Raw genomic sequence first — 15,524 nt, forward strand, 5'->3', positions numbered from 1 at the left:
ATAACGCGGGCCACCCGGGCGAGCGGTTACTTGCCCGCCCAGTCGAAGCCGTCCTCGAGGCGGATCCTGCTGGCCACCCGGGTGATGTCGGTCCGGTGCCGGTTCGCGTGGTGCCCGCAGAAGGCAAGATCCCCGCCACTGGCGAGGACGACCTCCAGCTTGGCGGCCGCCCCACAACGATCGCAGCGCTCGGTCATCTCACCGACGGTGTCGATCTCGGGCGACAGCAGTGCGGTCATATCGCTCTCCTTGCTCGGTAACGGTGGTCGGTAGCGGTGCAGCGGTCCTGACAGCGAGAAGTTCGGCCCTCGGCACGGTCGGCTTAGAGGTTCGAGGTGTGATCCGGCCGCCTGAATCGTGCAACCGAGCCACAACGCAGGCGAACCCGTGGGTGCTACCGGCCCTCTCCAACATTTCCCTCAGCTGCTTTCGGCATGCCCCCCAGGCCGAATTGAAAAGTCGACCTGAGAACACCACCGAGAGGACCCACTTCATATGTTCGGTAACGACGCCCGCCTGGCCATCCGACTGACCGTTGCCGCGAGCGCCGCCACCGCCACCCTCTGGGGCCTGACCGGACCGGCCGTCGCCGCGCCGGCCGCGCCCGCCGTGGGAACCATCTCCGGGGCCGGTGTCGAGGGCGCCATCCCGGGCAGCTACATCGTCGTCCTGAAGTCCGGCGCCACGTCTTCGGCCGAACTGGTTCGCGAGTACGGCGGCCGGGTCGCCGGCAACTACGTGTCCGCCGTGCGCGGCTTCCACCTGGAGGCCACCGTCGGCGAGGCTCGCCGCCTCGCCGCCGACCCGTCGGTGGAGTACGTCGAGCAGGACGCCGTCATCACCACCGCGGCCGCGCCGGCCTCCGTCTCGGTCACCCGGGCCAACCCCACCTGGGGCCTGGACCGCGTCGATCAGCGCAAGCTGCCGCTGTCGAAGTCCTACACCTACAAGTCCGCCTCCGCGGTCACCGCGTACGTGATCGACACCGGTGTCCGGGTCGGCCACAAGGAGTTCGGTGGCCGGGCCACCAACGGCTGGGACTTCGTCGACGGTGACGCGGTCGCCAACGACTGCCACGGCCACGGCACGCACGTCGCCGGTACGGTCGGCGGCGCCACGTACGGTGTGGCCAAGGACGCCAAGATCGTCGGTCTGCGGGTTCTCGGCTGCAACGGCTCCGGCTCGTTCTCCAACTTCATCGCGGCCGTCGACTGGGTGACCGCGAACGCCAAACGTCCCGCCGTGGCGAACATGAGCCTGGGTGGCCCGCTCAGCAAGGCGCTCGACGCCGCGGTCAAGCGTTCGGTCGACAGCGGCGTCACGTACGCCATCGCCGCCGGCAACGAGAGCAAGAACGCCTGCAAGGGCTCGCCCGCCGCGGCTCCGGACGCGATCACGGTCGGCGCGGTGGACTCGGCCGACGCCCGGCCCGCCTTCTCCAACTACGGCAAGTGCCTGGACATCTTCGCTCCCGGCGCGAACATCAAGTCGGCCGGCAAGGCCTCGAACACCGCGGTGCAGACGATGAGCGGTACCTCGATGGCGGCGCCGCACGTGGCCGGCGCGGCCGCGCTGGTCCTCGCCACGCACCCGGACTGGACGCCCCGCCAGGTTCGTGACGACCTGGTCGCCAACGCCGGCGTCAACCTGGTCCGCAACCCGGGCAAGGGATCGCCGAACCGCCTGCTCTACACCGGCCACCTGAACAGGTAAGACCCGGCTGGACGCCACCGCTGTCTCAGCGTCGCTGAGACAGCGGTGAGAGCCGGCCCGGTTTCGTCGGCGAACCGCCGTACGCCGGGCCACCTTGGCGGATAGCGTGAGAGCGACCCCAGCCCGAGGAGGACCGAGATGTCCGAGGCGCCGGTCGCCGAGAGGCCGACAGTCCTGGTCGTCGACGACGAGGAGGATCTGCGCGACATCATGCGCCGTATGCTGGAGCGCCGCGGGTACACCACGTCAGCGGCCGGTGATCAGGACGAGGCCATCTCGATCTGCCGCGATCACCCCGGCAAGATCGACGCACTGATCACCGACCTGACCCTGCCCGGTGCCTCCGGCGGGGATCTGGCGAAAACCATCCGCGATTTGCGTCCGGGCATCGGCGTCGTCTTCGTCTCCGGCCTGCCGAAGGACATCGCGGTCAGCAAGGGCGAGATCGGCGAGGACGACGTGCTGGTGAAGAAGCCGTTCACCGCCGACGCCCTGCTCCAGGCCCTGAGGTCCGCCCTCGGCGAGAAGGGGGGCGAGAACTAGACGGGCCAGGGCAGAGTCAGCTCGCCGAGCCGCCAGCGGGCCGGACCGTCCAGCACCGGCCAGCCCTCGGCGCGCATCCGCCGGACCGTGGCCAGCCAGCGCTGCCGTGGCCCGAACGGGGTCGCCTCGGTCTCCCACGCCCGCCCCAGCGCCCGCAGCAACTCGTGCACCGGATGTCCGGGCACGTTGTGGTGGATCAGCGCCTTCGGCAGCCGTTCGGCGAAGACCGCCGGATGCTCGAACGCGGGCAGCCGGGCCGACAGGGTCAGGGTCGACGGCACACCGTGCTCGACGACCGTCCAGGTGGCGATCCGGCCGAGTTCGTCGCAGGTGCCCTCGACCAGCAGCGCGCCGGTCGCGGTCATCGCCCGCCAGGCCGCCGCCACCTCGTCCTCGGCGTACTGCCGCAGCACGTTGAACGCGCGCACCACCACCGGTGTCAGCCCGGCCAGCTCGAACCCGCCGCGCCGGAACTCCAGCCACGGCGGGTCCGCGAACGGCAGCGCGTCGCTCACCCGTACCGGATCGATCTCCAGACCGACCACCGCGACGTCGGCGCGTACCGAGGCGGCGAGACGGCCCCGCAGTTCCACCGCCGTCACCGGAGTGGCGCCGTAGCCCAGATCGACCACGAGCGGCTGCGCCGCTTCCTTCAAGAGCCCGCCGCATCGGTACGAGATGAAGTTGTCCACCCGCCGGAGCCGGTTGGGATTGGTCGTCCCCCGGGTGATCGCACCGATCGGCCTGCTCACCGTTACCGCTCCCGGTGCACCTTGTGCTGCGCGGCCTGCGCGACCGGCCGGACCACCAGCCGATCGACGTTGACGTGCTGCGGGCGGGTGGCAGCCCAGGCGATGCAGTCGGCGATGTCGTCGGCGACCAGCGGCTCGCTCACCCCGGCGTAGACGGAGTCGGCGCGGTCCTGGTCGCCGCCGAAGCGGTTGAGCGCGAACTCGTCGGTGCGCACCATGCCGGGGTCGATCTCGATCACCCGGACCGGACGGCCGCAGAGCTCCAGCCGGAGCGTGCCGACCAGCGCGGTTTCGGCGTGCTTGGCCGCGACGTAGCCGCCACCGCCCTCGTAGGGCGTGAAGGCCGCCGTCGACCCGACCGTCACGATCGTGCCGCGGCCGCTCGCCTCGAGTGCCGGGAGCAGCGCCTGGGTGACCCGCAGGGTGCCGAGCACGTTCACGTCGTACATCCATTGCCAGTCGCCGGCCGACCCGGACTCGACCGGATCGGCGCCGCGCGCGCCACCGGCGTTGTTGACCAGCAGGGTGACCGGGCCGCCGAGTCCGGTGACCGCCGCGGCCAAAGCGGCGACCGACTCGTCGGAGGTGACGTCGCACGCGACGGCGGTGGCGTTCGCGCCGATCTCCTTGACCAGCGACTCCAGGCGGTCGGCGCGCCGTGCCGCGACGACGACGTGGTATCCCTCCCCGGCCAGCCGCCGGGCGGTCGCCGCCCCGATCCCGCTCGATGCCCCCGTGATCACTGCGATGTTCTGCATGTCCCGATTCTTGTCCATGAGGAGATTCCTGCCGCGCGTTGCATGACTTGGATCACGCCGGGTCGGCTGTGTAGTGGTTCGGCACAGGCCGATGGGGAAGATGAACCTTGGCGTAACAACTTTTCTGGATGGCCGACACACGAGGGAGTCAGCGTGGCTGAGCTACGGGCCGGCGGATGGCCGACTCCCCGCCGGATCGCCACCCTCTCCGTGCACACCTCGCCGCTGGAGCAACCGGGAACCGGCGATGCGGGCGGCATGAACGTGTACATCGTCGAGATCGCCAAGCGGCTCGCCGAGCGGGGTGTCGAGGTGGAGATCTTCACCCGGGCCACCGCCGGTGACCTGCCGCCGGTCGTCGAGATGGCGCCGGGTGTGCACGTGCGGCACGTCACCGCGGGGCCGTACGAGGGCCTGGCCAAGGAGGAGCTGCCGGCCCAGCTGTGCGCGTTCACCAACGGCGTGCTGCAGGCCGAGGCCGCGCACCCGCCCGGCCACTACGACCTGATCCACTCGCACTACTGGCTGTCCGGGCAGGTCGGCTGGCTGGCCCGGGAGCGCTGGGGCGTGCCGCACGTGCACACCGCGCACACCCTCGCCAAGGTCAAGAACAGGTTCATCGCGGCCGGCGACCGGCCCGAGCCGAAGGCACGCGTCATCGGCGAGGAGCAGGTGGTCGCCGCGTCGGACCGGCTGGTGGCCAACACCGACTTCGAGGCGCGGGACCTGATGACCCACTACGACGCCGATCCGGCCCTGGTCAGTGTCGTGCAGCCGGGTGTTGACCTGCGACGGTTCCGGCCGGGCGCGGTGGACCGGGCCCGGTTCGGCCTGCCCGAGCACGGCCGGATCATCGCCTTCGTCGGCCGGATCCAGCCGCTCAAGGCACCGGACGTGCTGATCGCCGCGCTGGCCGAGATGCGGGCCGCCGGTTCCGGCGCCACCCTGGTGATCTGCGGTGGTCCGAGTGGCAGCGGCCTGGACCGGCCGTCCTCGCTGATCGAGCTGGCCGCGACGCTGGGGGTGACCGGCTCGGTGGTGTTCCTGCCCCCGCAGACCGGTGACGATCTGGCCGCTCTGTACCGGGCCGCCGACCTGGTCGCGGTTCCGTCCTACAACGAGTCGTTCGGCCTGGTCGCACTGGAGGCACAGGCCTGCGGGACGCCGGTGGTGGCGGCCGCGGTCGGCGGTCTGGTCACCGCGGTACGGGACGGGGTCAGCGGCGTGCTGGTCGACGGTCACGACCCGCGGGACTGGGCGAAGGTCCTGGACCGGCTGCTCGACGCGCCGGCGTACCGGCATCGGCTGGCCGCCGGCGCGGTGGCCCATGCGTCGCAGTTCTCCTGGGACCGCACGGCGGACACGCTGCTCCGGGTCTACCGTGACGCGGTGAGCGAGCATCGGGCTCTGATCACGGCGCGACTCGAAAGGGCCTCCTGCGGATGGTGACCGAACTGATCGAACGGGTGCTTGCCGAACGCGAGCTGGACTGGGAGCCGACCGGCAACGGGTCCTATGTGGTCACGCTGCCCGGTACGCACAAGTTGAAGACCGCCTGCAATCTGATCGTCGGCGAGCACTCGCTGCGGGTCGAGGCGTTCGTGATGCGCCGGCCGGACGAGCGGCACGAGGAACTGTGGGCGTGGCTGCTGCGCCGCAACGCCCGGATGTACGGCGTCGCCTTCTCCATCGACGCGGCCGGCGACGTCTACCTCACCGGCCGGGTGTCGCTCAAGGGGCTGGACGCCGACGAACTCGACCGGTTGCTCGGTTCGGTGCTCACCTACGCGGACGAGTCGTTCGACACCATGCTGGAGATCGGCTTCGGTTCGTCGATCCGCCGCGAATGGGACTGGCGTGTCAAACGCGGCGAGTCGACGGCCAACCTGCAGGCGTTCCGTCATCTGGTGGACGACGCCGACTGACCCGGGACACGCCTTTTGATCATCAGGCGCGTCTATCCGTACCGCCGGTCCATTGTGGTGCGGTGGTGGGTAATCGCCATCCGATCGTGTTCTTCACCGATCGTGCCGGTGACCGATGTGTAGATCGAGACTTCCTGGGTACTGGCAGTCTCCTGGCGATGCCCTGAGGATTCCCTGGAGATGCGGGAGTCTGGTTCGACGGCCGTCTAGACTTGCGCGCCATTTGCCGAGGCGGGGTTGGCGAACGGTAGTTGTCGGGATTTCTTCCCATCCGAGAAACCCGGAAGAGTGATTGGCTGCTCCTCCGATCGGTTGGTCCTTGGTGAATGTGACGGTTGAGACAGATGTCGACACGAAATCGGGTTGTATGGCTTGACCGCCCCAACTAGCGTGGTCGATGGACGCCGAGCCGTCAGTTCGGGGAACGGGTCGATCAGCAATGATCGCCACGGTTCGGCGTTTGGGGACGGGTGGCATGAGCCGTTGGGGGACGGCGCGACCCGAGACCGGCGGTAAGTGCGGGCGGCGCCTATGGGGATGGGTGTCGCCCGCCGCCGCCGGCGCTTTTGTTTCCGGCTTGTTTCTGCCGTTCATCTGTTAGACACGCCGGGATCATTCGCCACCCATCTGATACCGGCTGAATGCGTTACGGCGCTATGGGTAATCCCGTCGCCGGTTTCCCGCACCCAAAGATCCGGCTGTGCTCCACCGTTGCCTCAGGCCGCCTGAGACAGCGGTAGTGCGCAGCCGTGCGTCGTCACGCGGTGGCCTGCGCGGGTGCCGACTCCTCCTCCTGTGCGAGTCGCAGCCGCATCGCGCGCCGGGCGCGGGCCGGTCCGGCCAGCAGGTGACCCACCGCGGCCACGACGCAGAGGACGAAGCAGCCGCCCCACAGCACGGCGCCGCCGGCCCGCTGCAGGACCAGACCGCCGAGAATCGGGGCGAGGGCCGTCCCGGCCGACCAGGAGAGCGAGTTGAGGCCCTGGTAACGGCCGCGCAGACTCGGCGGGGCCAGGGCCGCCACGGTGGCCGCGTTGCTGGGTGACTGCAGCATCTCGCCGAGCGTCCAGATGATCACCGTCAAGGCGTACACGACGGGGGTCTCGGCGAGGGCGACCAGCCCGAAACCGGAACCCATCAGCAGGGCCGCGACCGCCAGGACCTTGGCGCTGTCCCGGCCCTCGATCAGCTTCGGGACGAAGAGCTGACCGAAGACGATGAGAACCCCGTTCACCGCGATGACCATGCCGTAGGTGGCGGCCGTGTGCCCGTCGGCCAGCATGCTGATCGGCAGCGTCGACAGGTGCTGCAGGACGACCAGCACCACGATGAAGGTGAGCAGCAGGTAGACCACGAAGTTGCCGTCACGCAGCGCGGCGCCGAGGCCGCCGTGCCCGGCCTTGCGTCCCGCCGTCCGGGCCGGGCGGGTCTCGGTCAGGAAGATCGCCGTGATGGTCGCGGTGATCAGGGTGGTGGCCGCGTCACCGGCGAACAGCAGCAGGTAGTCCACCTTCGCGGCGAAACCCGCGATGACCGCCGCCAGCGCGAAGCCCAGGTTGATCGCCCAGTAGTTGAGCGAGAACGCGCGGACGCGGTCCCGCTCCGGCACGATGTCGATCATCATGGCCGAGAAGGCCGGACGGACCGCCTCGGCGAACAGTCCGAGGAGAAACGTCGCCACGGCGATCTGCGGGTACGTCGTGACCAGGCCGAGTGCCAGCATCAGCGCGGCCGAGCCGAACTGGGCGACGAGCATCGTCGGGCGGCGGCCCCAGCGGTCGGCCAGGACACCGCCGCCGAGCGTGCCGATCGCGCCACCGACGCCGTAGATGCCCAGGATCAGACCGGCCTGACTCTGCGAGAACCCCCGCTCAGCGGTCAGGTAGATGCTCAGGAAGAGCACCGCGAACGAGCCGACCCGGTTGATCAGGGTGCCGGCCCACAGGAACCAGAACTGCCGGGGCAGCCCGCCGGCGGCCTGCCGTAACCAACCTCGCACGTTCGTCTCCCCGTAAGTAGTCCGCGGGGTTTATTCCCTTACATCTCAGGTTGTCGCGCAAGCGAGTTCCGGTGTGGTGGCGGACACGTGCCGGGTGGCCCGTACACACGGCCGGGCCTCGGGGCAAGATGTCCTCATGACTGGAACCCTGGTGCTGCTGCGGCATGGCAACAGCGAGTGGAACGCCAAGAACCTCTTCACCGGCTGGGTCGACGTGGACCTGGACGCCAAGGGTGAGAACGAGGCCCGGCGTGGCGGCGAGCTTCTCAAGGAGCAGGGGGTGCTGCCCGACGTGGTGCACACCAGCCTTCTTCGGCGTGCGATCCGGACCAGTGAGATCGCGCTGCACATCTCCGACCGGCACTGGATCCCGGTGAAGCGTCACTGGCGGCTCAACGAGCGCCACTACGGCGCCCTGCAGGGCAAGGACAAGAAGCAGACCCTCGAGACGTACGGCGAGGAGCAGTTCATGCTCTGGCGCCGGTCGTACGACGTGCCCCCGCCGCCGATCGAGGACGGTGCGGAGTACTCCCAGGCCGGCGACCCGCGCTACGCGGACCTCCCCCCGGAGGTCCTGCCGAAGGCGGAGTGCCTGAAGGACGTGCTGGAGCGGGCCCTGCCCTACTGGTACGACGCGATCGTCCCCGACCTGCGCGCCGGCAAGACGGTCCTGGTCGCGGCGCACGGCAACTCGCTGCGCGCGATCGTGAAGCACCTCGACGACATCTCCGACGAGGCGATCGCCAAGCTGAACATCCCGACCGGCATCCCGCTGCGTTACGACCTCGACGAGAACCTGCGCCCGACCAACAGGGGCGGCACCTACCTCGACCCGGTCGCCGCGAAGGAGGCCGCCGAGGCGGTGGCCAACCAGGGCAAGAAGTAACCGGAGAACAGACGACGGAGGCCGGGACACCCCCGTGGTATCCCGGCCTCCGGATCTCTGAGCTCGCGCTGGAGATCGACCTCAGTCCTCGCTCGTCACCGTTTCGCCGGTGACGAGGTAGATCAGGTGCTCGCCGATGTTGACGGCGTGGTCGGCGTACCGCTCGTAGAAGCGGCCCAGCAGGGCGCCGTCGATCGCGGTCTCCGCGCCGTACGGCCAGTCGTCGGCCAGCATGATCTTGAACAGGGCGCGCTCGAGGTCGTCGATCGCGTCGTCGTCCTTCTCCAGCTGTGCCGCGCCCTCGGCGTTCGGCTTGGCGATCAGTGCGGTGATCTTCTCGGCCATCTGGTCGGCGACCTCGGCCATCCCCTTGAAGGTCGGCCGCAGTTCGGCCGGCACAGCCGGGGACGGGTGGCGCCGGGCGGCGGTCTTGGCCACGTGCTCAGCCAGGTCGCCCATCCGCTCCAGGTCGGCGCCGATGTGCAGCGCCGTGATGACGCGCCGCAGGTCGGACGCGACCGGCGCCTGCCGGGCGATGGTGTCCGCGACCTTCACCTCCACCTGCTCATAGATCGCATCGACGTCCGAGTCGCGCTCGATGACCGCCTGGGCGGCCTGCAGATCGGCGGTGAGCAGCGCCGACGTCGCCCTGCGCAGCGCCGCGCGGACCGACTCCGCCATCGTCACCAGCAGGCGGCTCACCTCGACCAGATCGGCCTGGTACTCCTCGCGCATGTCCTCAAGTCCTCTTTCCCTGGCGGCGGCCGTTGTGCGCTGACCAGGCTATGGGCGTGGGACAGCCGCAACATGAACACCGGTGAACGACGGCGGGCCTGGTGGTGAACATTATTCGACGTGCGCCCGATTTGCCGTAATGGCCCTGTGGTTCAGGTAAACAATGACCCTACGATCGCAGCGTGGAGTGGGAATACGCCGTCGGCATGGTTTCTGCCGCGCTCGCCGTCGGTGTGGGAGCGGGGCTGGTCCTTGCCCGGATTCGCCGACCGGGTGGATCGACCGTGGGCGGGACCCCGGAGGGGAGAACCGCCATCGAACCGGACGACGACCGCCCGGCGGGTAAGCACGGCCTGAAAGGGCTCGGACGCAAGAGTCTCGACTCGCTACGGGTGGGTGTCGTCGTTCTCGACGCGGACGACCATCCGGTTCTGGTCAACCCGGCGGCCCGCGCGATGGGTCTGCTCCGGTCGGGAGGCGCGCCGGGCACCATCGCCGCCCACCCGATCCTGCGCACCCTGGCCGGCCAGGTCCGGCGTACCGGTGTGCGCCGGGAGGTCGAGCTGGATCTCCCGCGCGGCCGGGCCGGCGGCGGGCACGCCCCGCTCGGGCTGCATCTGCGGGCCGTGGCGCTGAACGCGACACACGTCGCGGTCGAGGCCGCGGACGTGACCGAGGCGCACCGGCTGGCCCGGGTCCGCCGTGACTTCGTGGCCAACGTCAGCCACGAGCTCAAGACCCCGATCGGCGCCTTGCAGCTGCTGGCCGAGGCGCTGCTGGACGCCACGCAGATACCTGAGGCTGCGCTCGAGTCGCAGTCCGAGGACCTGCTGGCGGCGCGTCGTTTCGCCGAGCGGATCCATCACGAGTCGGCCCGGATGGGCCGTCTGGTCAACGAACTTCTCGAGCTGACCCGGCTGCAGGGCGCCGAGCCGCTGCCGAACCCGGAGCCGGTCGCACTGGACTGGGTGATCGCCGAGGTGATCGACCGCACCAGGACGACGTCCTCGGCGAAGGGCATCGAGGTCACCTACGACGGGGCCAAGGGCACCATGGCGTACGGCAACGACAGCCAGATCGCCACCGCGGTCACCAACCTGGTGGAGAACGCGATCGCGTACTCGGGCGAGGACACCAAGGTCTCCATCACCATGCGCAACAGCGACGACTGGATCGAGATCGACGTCACCGACCAGGGCATCGGTATCGCCCCGCAGGACGTCGAACGGGTCTTCGAGCGGTTCTACCGCGCTGATCAGGCCCGCTCCCGATCCACCGGCGGCACCGGGCTCGGCCTGGCCATCGTCAAGCACATCGCCACCAACCACGGCGGCCGCGTCGACGTGACCAGTTCACTCGGCGACGGTTCTACGTTCACCCTGCGCCTACCGGCGCGACCCCCGGAAGCCCCCTCGTCGTCACCGACGGCGATTGAGATCGAGTCCGGTGTGGCCGGGCGCTGAGTCTTCCAGGCAGCTCCGCCGCAAGACCGTAAAACAGCGCTGAAACCGCCCGCCGACGACGGAAGGAACTTCATTGGCCCGCGTGCTCGTGGTCGAAGACGAGGAGTCGTTCTCCGACGCCCTGTCGTACATGCTGCGCAAAGAGGGTTTCGAGGTGTCGGTCGCCGCGACCGGAACCTCCGCCCTCACGCAGTTCGACCGGACCGGCGCCGACATCGTGCTGCTCGACCTCATGCTGCCGGAGATGTCCGGTACCGAGGTGTGCCGGCAGCTGCGGCAGCGTTCGGCGGTACCGATCATCATGGTGACCGCCCGGGACAGCGAGATCGACAAGGTCGTCGGTCTGGAGATCGGTGCGGACGACTACGTCACGAAGCCGTACTCGCCTCGTGAACTGGTCGCCCGGATCCGTGCGGTGCTCCGCCGGCAGGGCACCGAGGCTGCCGAGGTCACCGCGCCGACCCTGGCCGCCGGCCCGGTCCGGATGGATGTCGAACGCCATGTCGTCACGGTCGACGGCTCTGGCGTGCAGTTGCCCCTCAAGGAGTTCGAGCTGCTCGAGCTGCTGCTGCGCAATGCCGGCCGGGTGCTCACCAGGGGCCAGCTGATCGACCGGGTGTGGGGTGCCGATTACGTCGGCGACACCAAGACGCTGGACGTACACGTCAAGCGGCTGCGTTCCAAGGTGGAACCGGAGCCGTCGGCGCCTCGTTACATCGTCACCGTGCGAGGACTCGGCTACAAGTTCGAGCCGTGATCCCTCCTTGTCCGATGACACCATGTCATGGGACTATGGGGTGGTCGGGTGGCCCGCCCGTGATCGGGTCACCCGGCGCCCTGCGGCGGCCGCTGTGGTCGCCGGGTGCACGGCGATCAGGCCGGACCTGATCCGGGCAGCGCAGAGCCCGGCCAGCTGGTCGTATGCCGCCTGGCCGATCAGCTCGGTGAGCTCCGGCGCATACGTGACGTACATCGGCTCGGTCCCCACGTGGGCGTCCGGCGACGAAGTGCACCACCAGGCCAGATCGTGCCCGCCGGCTCCCCAGCCGCGCCGGTCGAACTCGCTCAGGGTGGACTGGAGCAGTTTCGTGCCGTCCGGCCGGGTGATCCAGTCCTGCTCGCGGCGGACCGGGAGCTGCCAGCACACGTCCGGCTTGTACTTGAGCGGATGCACGCCGTCCCGCAGAGCCTGGCCGTGCAGGGCGCAACCGCCGCCGCCGGGGAAGTCGGCCTCGTTGAGGAAGACGCACGGGCCGTCGGCGGAGCGGGTGGCCGTACGCCGTGCGGGTTTGCTTCCGTCGACGGTGTCCACCTCGGTGTAATTCTTGAAGCCCCGCCGATAGTGCTGCCACGTCTGCGGGGTGAGCCGGGCGGCGGCCGCCTTCACCCGGTTCTCGTCGTCCGCGTCGGTGAAGAACGCACCGTGCGAGCAGCAGCCGTCCTCGGCGCGCCCGGGCAGGATGCCCCGGCACGCCGAGCCGAACACGCAGGTCCAGCGGGAGAGCAGCCAGGTCAGGTCGGCCCGGATCAGATGCTGGTCGTCGGCGGGGTCGAGGAACTCGATCCACTCGCGAGGGAAGTCGAGCGGTACTTCCCGGGGCGGCGTCGCGCGGCTCATCCGGCTCAGCGTACGCCCATCGGTGGATCATGACCGTTTAGAGCTGATATATCCAGCCCTGTTGCGCGCGGCTACGCTGGAGGGCGTGACTTCCCGCGTACCCGTGCTTCTCTCCAGCTCCTCGGTCTTTCCGGAGCCGACCGCGGCGGCGTTCGAGATGGCGGCCACGGTCGGCTACGACGGGCTGGAGGTCATGGTGTGGACCGACGCCGTCAGCCAGGACTCCGGCGCCCTCAAGGGGCTGGCCGACCACTACGGCGTGCCGGTGCTCTCGGTCCACGCCCCCTGCCTGCTCGTCACCCAGCGGGTGTGGAGCTCCGACCCCTGGGAGCGGCTCGCCCGCGCCGCCCAGCTCGCCGAGGCGCTGGGCGCGCCGACCGTGGTGGTGCATCCGCCGTTCCGCTGGCAGGGCGACTACGCGCGGAACTTCGCCGAGGGCCTCGCCAGGATCCGTGACCGGCACCCGGACCTGATCTTCGCGGTCGAGAACATGTTCCCGGTCAAGATGGCCGGCCGGTGGGTGGTGCCCTACAACCCCGGCTGGGACCCGACCGAGACCGGCTTCGACGCGTACACGCTTGATCTCTCGCACTGTGCCGCCAGCCGCATCGACGCGCTGGAGATGGCCGACCGGATGGGCACCGGCCTGCGGCACGTGCATCTCGGCGACGGGACCGGCGAGGGCCGGGACGAACACCTGGTGCCGGGCCGCGGCAATCAGCCGTGCGCCGAGCTGTTGCGGTCGCTGGCCGGCCGTGGGTTCACCGGGTCGGTGGCACTGGAGATCAACACCCGCAAGGCGGCGAGCCGGCCGGCCCGGGAGGCCGACCTGCGGGAGGCACTCGAGTTCGCCCGGCGCCACCTCGAGCCGAGCAAGGCCGTCACGCAGGGGTGAGGTTCTCCGCGGCGCGTTTGCGGGCGCGGTGCGCGGCCACGTGCGACCGGGTGGCGCAGCGCTCCGAGCAGAAGCGGCGGCAGTTGTTCGACGACGTGTCGAGGTAGACGTTGCCGCAACGCTCGTCGGCGCAGATGCCGAAGCGTGCGCTGCCGTACTCGCAGAGCCAGACGGCCAGGCCCCACACGGCGCCGGCGAGGTACTCGGCGCTGACCGACGAGCCGCGGCTGGCGACGTGCATGTGCCAGTCGCTCGCGTCGTGACCGGAGATGCGTGGCTGCACGGGGTGGGCCTCGAGCAGGGTGTTCAACTCCCGCACGGCCTCGTTGTCCTGCCCGGAGGTGCCGAACTCGAAGACCTCACGCAGCCGGCGCTGGGCGCGGCGGAACGGCACCAGGTCCTTCTCGGCGACCTGGTCGCGCATGTATGCCTGCTCGCCGGAGAACAGGGCCCGCAACCCGGCGAGATCGTCCAGCCCCGCGTTGACGAGGTCGATCGCGGTCCGGGCGTACGCATCGAAGTTCACCCGACAACGGTAGCCGCACCGGGCCCCATGGAGCACGTATGTGTTGCCCGGCGTCCGGACCGGGTCCGGACGTTACGCTCGGCGCATGCTCCGTTCCCTGTTTCTCGCCGCGGCCGGCTCCTCCCGGATCGGGCGGCTGGTCGAGTCCGCCCCGGTCAGCCGGGGAATCGTGCAGCGCTTCGTCGCCGGGCACAGTGCCGACGAGGTTCTGCAGGTCAGCCGCGAACTGGCCGACGACGGCCTGGCGGTCAGCCTCGACCATCTGGGTGAGGACACCCGGACCATAGAGCAGGCGGTGGCCGCCCGCGACGAGTACCTCTCGGTCGTCGGCCGCCTCAAGGGCGCCGGGCTCACTCCGGCGGTCGAGGTCAGCGTGAAACTCTCGGCCCTCGGGCAGCGGATGGACGAGAAACTGGCGTACGAGCACGCGCGCGCGATCTGTGCCGCGGCCGCCGAGGCCGGCACCACCGTGACGCTGGACGCCGAGGACCACGGCTCCACGGACGCGACCCTGGAGACCCTGGTGGAGCTGCGGCGGGACTTCCCGTCGACCGGCGCGGCGCTGCAGGCGCACCTGCGCCGGACCGAGGGTGACTGCCGGGAGTTGTCCACGGCCGGCTCGCGGGTGCGGCTGTGCAAGGGCGCCTACGCGGAGCCGGAGTCGGTGGCCTTCCAGTCCGCGCTGGACGTGGACAAGTCCTTCGTGCGCTGCCTGAACATCCTGATGTCGGGTGAGGGCTACCCGATGGTGGCCACCCACGACCCCCGGCTGATCGCGATCGCCGAGGACCGGGCCCGCTGGTTCGACCGCTCGACCTCGGAGTACGAGTTCCAGATGCTCTACGGTGTCCGCGCCGAGGAGCAGTCCAGGCTGGTCGGCAGCGGTCACACGGTGCGCGTCTACCTGCCGTACGGCGCCGAGTGGTACGGGTACGTGATGCGCCGCCTCGCCGACCGCCCGGCCAACATGGCCTTCCTGGCACGGGCCGTGACGTCTCGGAATTAAGGGGCGATATCACCACGGATCCGGTGTGTCGGGCTTGACTTTTTCTGGGCATTTCACGGAACGTATCGCGTTGGTCACAGCCGTATCGATACCGTTCTGATGACACGCACGTCGTCCCCGCGGCGTCCGGGAGCCACCGGCCGCGGCGGATCGTGCCAGTGAAAGGATCGGTGCGACGAGATGACGGGTCCAGCCCAGACCGAGGAACGACTCTCAGAGGTTCGGTTTCTGACCGTGGCCGAGGTGGCCGCGCTGATGCGGGTTTCCAAGATGACCGTCTACCGGCTCGTGCACGGCGGTGACCTCACCGCGGTCCGGGTCGGCCGTTCGTTCCGGGTACCCGAGCACGCGGTGCACGAATATCTTCGCGGCGCCTTCTCGCAGAGCGCCTGACGACCGGGGTCGTGTTGGCCCGGCGAGGGCGTGCCGGTACGCTGGACCGGTTGGTTCCCGGGTCTTCGCGTGCCGTGCACATGGCGCCGCTGCTCCGGGCGCCGTCCCAGTCCGGTTCCGGCCGTGTGCCGGGCCCACCCAACATGGTTTCTCGAGAGGCTTTTCGTATGGGCTCCGTGGTCAAGAAGCGCCGCAAGCGTATGGCGAAGAAGAAGCACCGCAAGCTGCTGCGCAAGACCCGCGTCCAGCGTCGCCGTCTCGGCAAGTGACCGCCGGCCGGGCTGAGTTCCCGGCTGTCGGCGGCACTTGCCC

General features: G+C 69.7%; 18 protein-coding genes. 11 read left to right on the forward strand and 7 right to left on the reverse strand.

The annotated features are described in order from the left end of the window. Nucleotides 1–26: 26 nt before the first annotated feature. On the reverse strand, nucleotides 27–239 hold the full coding sequence (locus AB0G04_RS01525; protein ID WP_360974542.1) for a hypothetical protein: 213 nt from the start codon (nucleotides 237–239) through the stop codon (nucleotides 27–29). Nucleotides 240–495: 256 nt separating this feature from the next. On the opposite strand from AB0G04_RS01525, the gene AB0G04_RS01530 reads away from it, so the two are divergent. After that, nucleotides 496–1,713 carry a S8 family serine peptidase gene (locus AB0G04_RS01530; RefSeq protein WP_360974545.1) on the forward strand — a complete coding sequence of 406 codons (1,218 nt, stop codon included), beginning with the start codon at nucleotides 496–498 and terminating at the stop codon, nucleotides 1,711–1,713. 138 nt (nucleotides 1,714–1,851) lie between these two features. Beyond that, nucleotides 1,852–2,256 carry a response regulator gene (locus AB0G04_RS01535; RefSeq protein ID WP_360974548.1) on the forward strand — a complete coding sequence of 135 codons (405 nt, stop codon included), beginning with the start codon at nucleotides 1,852–1,854 and terminating at the stop codon, nucleotides 2,254–2,256. On the opposite strand, the gene AB0G04_RS01540 is transcribed toward AB0G04_RS01535, so the two are convergent. Then, the gene (locus AB0G04_RS01540; protein WP_360974551.1) at nucleotides 2,253–3,008 is read right to left on the reverse strand and encodes a class I SAM-dependent methyltransferase; all 756 of its coding nucleotides are present in this window, start codon (nucleotides 3,006–3,008) and stop codon (nucleotides 2,253–2,255) included. The two genes, AB0G04_RS01535 and AB0G04_RS01540, sit on opposite strands and share 4 nt — an antisense overlap. Before the next feature lie 2 nt (nucleotides 3,009–3,010). Then, the gene (locus AB0G04_RS01545; protein ID WP_360976198.1) at nucleotides 3,011–3,766 is read right to left on the reverse strand and encodes an SDR family NAD(P)-dependent oxidoreductase; all 756 of its coding nucleotides are present in this window, start codon (nucleotides 3,764–3,766) and stop codon (nucleotides 3,011–3,013) included. Between the two features lie 153 nt (nucleotides 3,767–3,919). Between AB0G04_RS01545 and mshA the strand changes: the two genes are divergently transcribed. After that, nucleotides 3,920–5,215: a D-inositol-3-phosphate glycosyltransferase gene (gene mshA / locus AB0G04_RS01550; RefSeq protein ID WP_360974554.1), complete on the forward strand. Its 1,296-nt coding sequence runs from the start codon at nucleotides 3,920–3,922 to the stop codon at nucleotides 5,213–5,215. Then, complete coding sequence (locus AB0G04_RS01555) at nucleotides 5,209–5,691, forward strand: YbjN domain-containing protein (RefSeq protein WP_360974557.1); 483 nt, start codon at nucleotides 5,209–5,211, stop codon at nucleotides 5,689–5,691. Before mshA ends, AB0G04_RS01555 begins: the two co-directional genes overlap by 7 nt. 757 nt (nucleotides 5,692–6,448) lie before the next feature. Here the strand turns inward: AB0G04_RS01555 and AB0G04_RS01560 are convergent. Continuing rightward, nucleotides 6,449–7,690, reverse strand: a complete 1,242-nt coding sequence (locus tag AB0G04_RS01560; protein ID WP_360974560.1) for an MFS transporter — start codon at nucleotides 7,688–7,690, stop codon at nucleotides 6,449–6,451. Nucleotides 7,691–7,826: 136 nt separating this feature from the next. Here AB0G04_RS01560 and AB0G04_RS01565 point away from each other — a divergent pair, with 136 nt between their 5' ends. Continuing rightward, nucleotides 7,827–8,576, forward strand: coding sequence for a phosphoglyceromutase (locus tag AB0G04_RS01565; protein ID WP_360974563.1), 750 nt, complete (start codon nucleotides 7,827–7,829; stop codon nucleotides 8,574–8,576). Nucleotides 8,577–8,657: 81 nt separating this feature from the next. On the opposite strand, the gene phoU is transcribed toward AB0G04_RS01565, so the two are convergent. Continuing rightward, nucleotides 8,658–9,311 carry a phosphate signaling complex protein PhoU gene (gene phoU, locus AB0G04_RS01570; RefSeq protein WP_360974566.1) on the reverse strand — a complete coding sequence of 218 codons (654 nt, stop codon included), beginning with the start codon at nucleotides 9,309–9,311 and terminating at the stop codon, nucleotides 8,658–8,660. 206 nt (nucleotides 9,312–9,517) lie between these two features. On the opposite strand from phoU, the gene AB0G04_RS01575 reads away from it, so the two are divergent. Together AB0G04_RS01575 and AB0G04_RS01580 are read left to right on the forward strand one after the other, a co-directional pair. Next, nucleotides 9,518–10,774 (forward strand): ATP-binding protein, encoded by a 1,257-nt coding sequence (locus AB0G04_RS01575; RefSeq protein ID WP_360976201.1) that lies wholly within the window; start codon nucleotides 9,518–9,520, stop codon nucleotides 10,772–10,774. Between the two features lie 73 nt (nucleotides 10,775–10,847). Next, the gene (locus tag AB0G04_RS01580) at nucleotides 10,848–11,531 is read left to right on the forward strand and encodes a response regulator transcription factor (RefSeq protein WP_360974569.1); all 684 of its coding nucleotides are present in this window, start codon (nucleotides 10,848–10,850) and stop codon (nucleotides 11,529–11,531) included. Between the two features lie 33 nt (nucleotides 11,532–11,564). Here the strand turns inward: AB0G04_RS01580 and AB0G04_RS01585 are convergent, their stop codons facing one another. Further along, nucleotides 11,565–12,392, reverse strand: coding sequence for a hypothetical protein (locus AB0G04_RS01585; protein ID WP_360974572.1), 828 nt, complete (start codon nucleotides 12,390–12,392; stop codon nucleotides 11,565–11,567). 85 nt (nucleotides 12,393–12,477) lie between these two features. On the opposite strand from AB0G04_RS01585, the gene AB0G04_RS01590 reads away from it, so the two are divergent. Beyond that, nucleotides 12,478–13,287, forward strand: a complete 810-nt coding sequence (locus AB0G04_RS01590; RefSeq protein ID WP_360974575.1) for a sugar phosphate isomerase/epimerase — start codon at nucleotides 12,478–12,480, stop codon at nucleotides 13,285–13,287. Here AB0G04_RS01590 and AB0G04_RS01595 read toward each other — a convergent pair. Further along, entirely contained in the window at nucleotides 13,274–13,813 is a 540-nt protein-coding gene (locus AB0G04_RS01595; protein ID WP_360974578.1) for a CGNR zinc finger domain-containing protein, read from the reverse strand. The two genes, AB0G04_RS01590 and AB0G04_RS01595, sit on opposite strands and share 14 nt — an antisense overlap. 85 nt (nucleotides 13,814–13,898) lie before the next feature. On the opposite strand from AB0G04_RS01595, the gene AB0G04_RS01600 reads away from it, so the two are divergent. From AB0G04_RS01600 to AB0G04_RS01610, 3 genes are all read left to right on the forward strand, one after another. Beyond that, nucleotides 13,899–14,819, forward strand: coding sequence for a proline dehydrogenase family protein (locus tag AB0G04_RS01600; RefSeq protein ID WP_360974581.1), 921 nt, complete (start codon nucleotides 13,899–13,901; stop codon nucleotides 14,817–14,819). A 180-nt stretch (nucleotides 14,820–14,999) separates the two neighbouring features. Beyond that, a complete protein-coding gene (locus AB0G04_RS01605; RefSeq protein ID WP_014447695.1) occupies nucleotides 15,000–15,212 on the forward strand; it encodes a helix-turn-helix domain-containing protein in 213 nt (70 codons plus the stop codon). A gap of 167 nt (nucleotides 15,213–15,379) precedes the next feature. Beyond that, the gene (locus tag AB0G04_RS01610) at nucleotides 15,380–15,481 is read left to right on the forward strand and encodes an AURKAIP1/COX24 domain-containing protein (protein WP_007465623.1); all 102 of its coding nucleotides are present in this window, start codon (nucleotides 15,380–15,382) and stop codon (nucleotides 15,479–15,481) included. The last annotated feature ends 43 nt before the right edge of the window (nucleotides 15,482–15,524 follow it).

It is taken from the genome of Actinoplanes sp. NPDC023801, assembly GCF_040639655.1.
In the GTDB taxonomy this organism is placed as follows: Bacteria; Actinomycetota; Actinomycetes; order Mycobacteriales; family Micromonosporaceae; genus Actinoplanes.

Excerpts from the sequence above, each read along its gene's own strand:
- AB0G04_RS01525 (WP_360974542.1), bottom strand. The coding sequence starts at position 239 with ATGACCGCACTGCTGTCGCCCGAGATCGACACCGTCGGTGAGATGACC.
- AB0G04_RS01530 (WP_360974545.1), top strand. The coding sequence starts at position 496 with ATGTTCGGTAACGACGCCCGCCTGGCCATCCGACTGACCGTTGCCGCG.
- AB0G04_RS01535 (WP_360974548.1), top strand. The coding sequence starts at position 1,852 with ATGTCCGAGGCGCCGGTCGCCGAGAGGCCGACAGTCCTGGTCGTCGAC.
- AB0G04_RS01545 (WP_360976198.1), bottom strand. The coding sequence starts at position 3,766 with ATGCAGAACATCGCAGTGATCACGGGGGCATCGAGCGGGATCGGGGCG.
- AB0G04_RS01555 (WP_360974557.1), top strand. The coding sequence starts at position 5,209 with ATGGTGACCGAACTGATCGAACGGGTGCTTGCCGAACGCGAGCTGGAC.
- AB0G04_RS01565 (WP_360974563.1), top strand. The coding sequence starts at position 7,827 with ATGACTGGAACCCTGGTGCTGCTGCGGCATGGCAACAGCGAGTGGAAC.
- phoU (WP_360974566.1), bottom strand. The coding sequence starts at position 9,311 with ATGCGCGAGGAGTACCAGGCCGATCTGGTCGAGGTGAGCCGCCTGCTG.
- AB0G04_RS01575 (WP_360976201.1), top strand. The coding sequence starts at position 9,518 with ATGGTTTCTGCCGCGCTCGCCGTCGGTGTGGGAGCGGGGCTGGTCCTT.
- AB0G04_RS01585 (WP_360974572.1), bottom strand. The coding sequence starts at position 12,392 with ATGAGCCGCGCGACGCCGCCCCGGGAAGTACCGCTCGACTTCCCTCGC.
- AB0G04_RS01600 (WP_360974581.1), top strand. The coding sequence starts at position 13,899 with ATGCTCCGTTCCCTGTTTCTCGCCGCGGCCGGCTCCTCCCGGATCGGG.
- AB0G04_RS01605 (WP_014447695.1), top strand. The coding sequence starts at position 15,000 with ATGACGGGTCCAGCCCAGACCGAGGAACGACTCTCAGAGGTTCGGTTT.
- AB0G04_RS01610 (WP_007465623.1), top strand. The coding sequence starts at position 15,380 with ATGGGCTCCGTGGTCAAGAAGCGCCGCAAGCGTATGGCGAAGAAGAAG.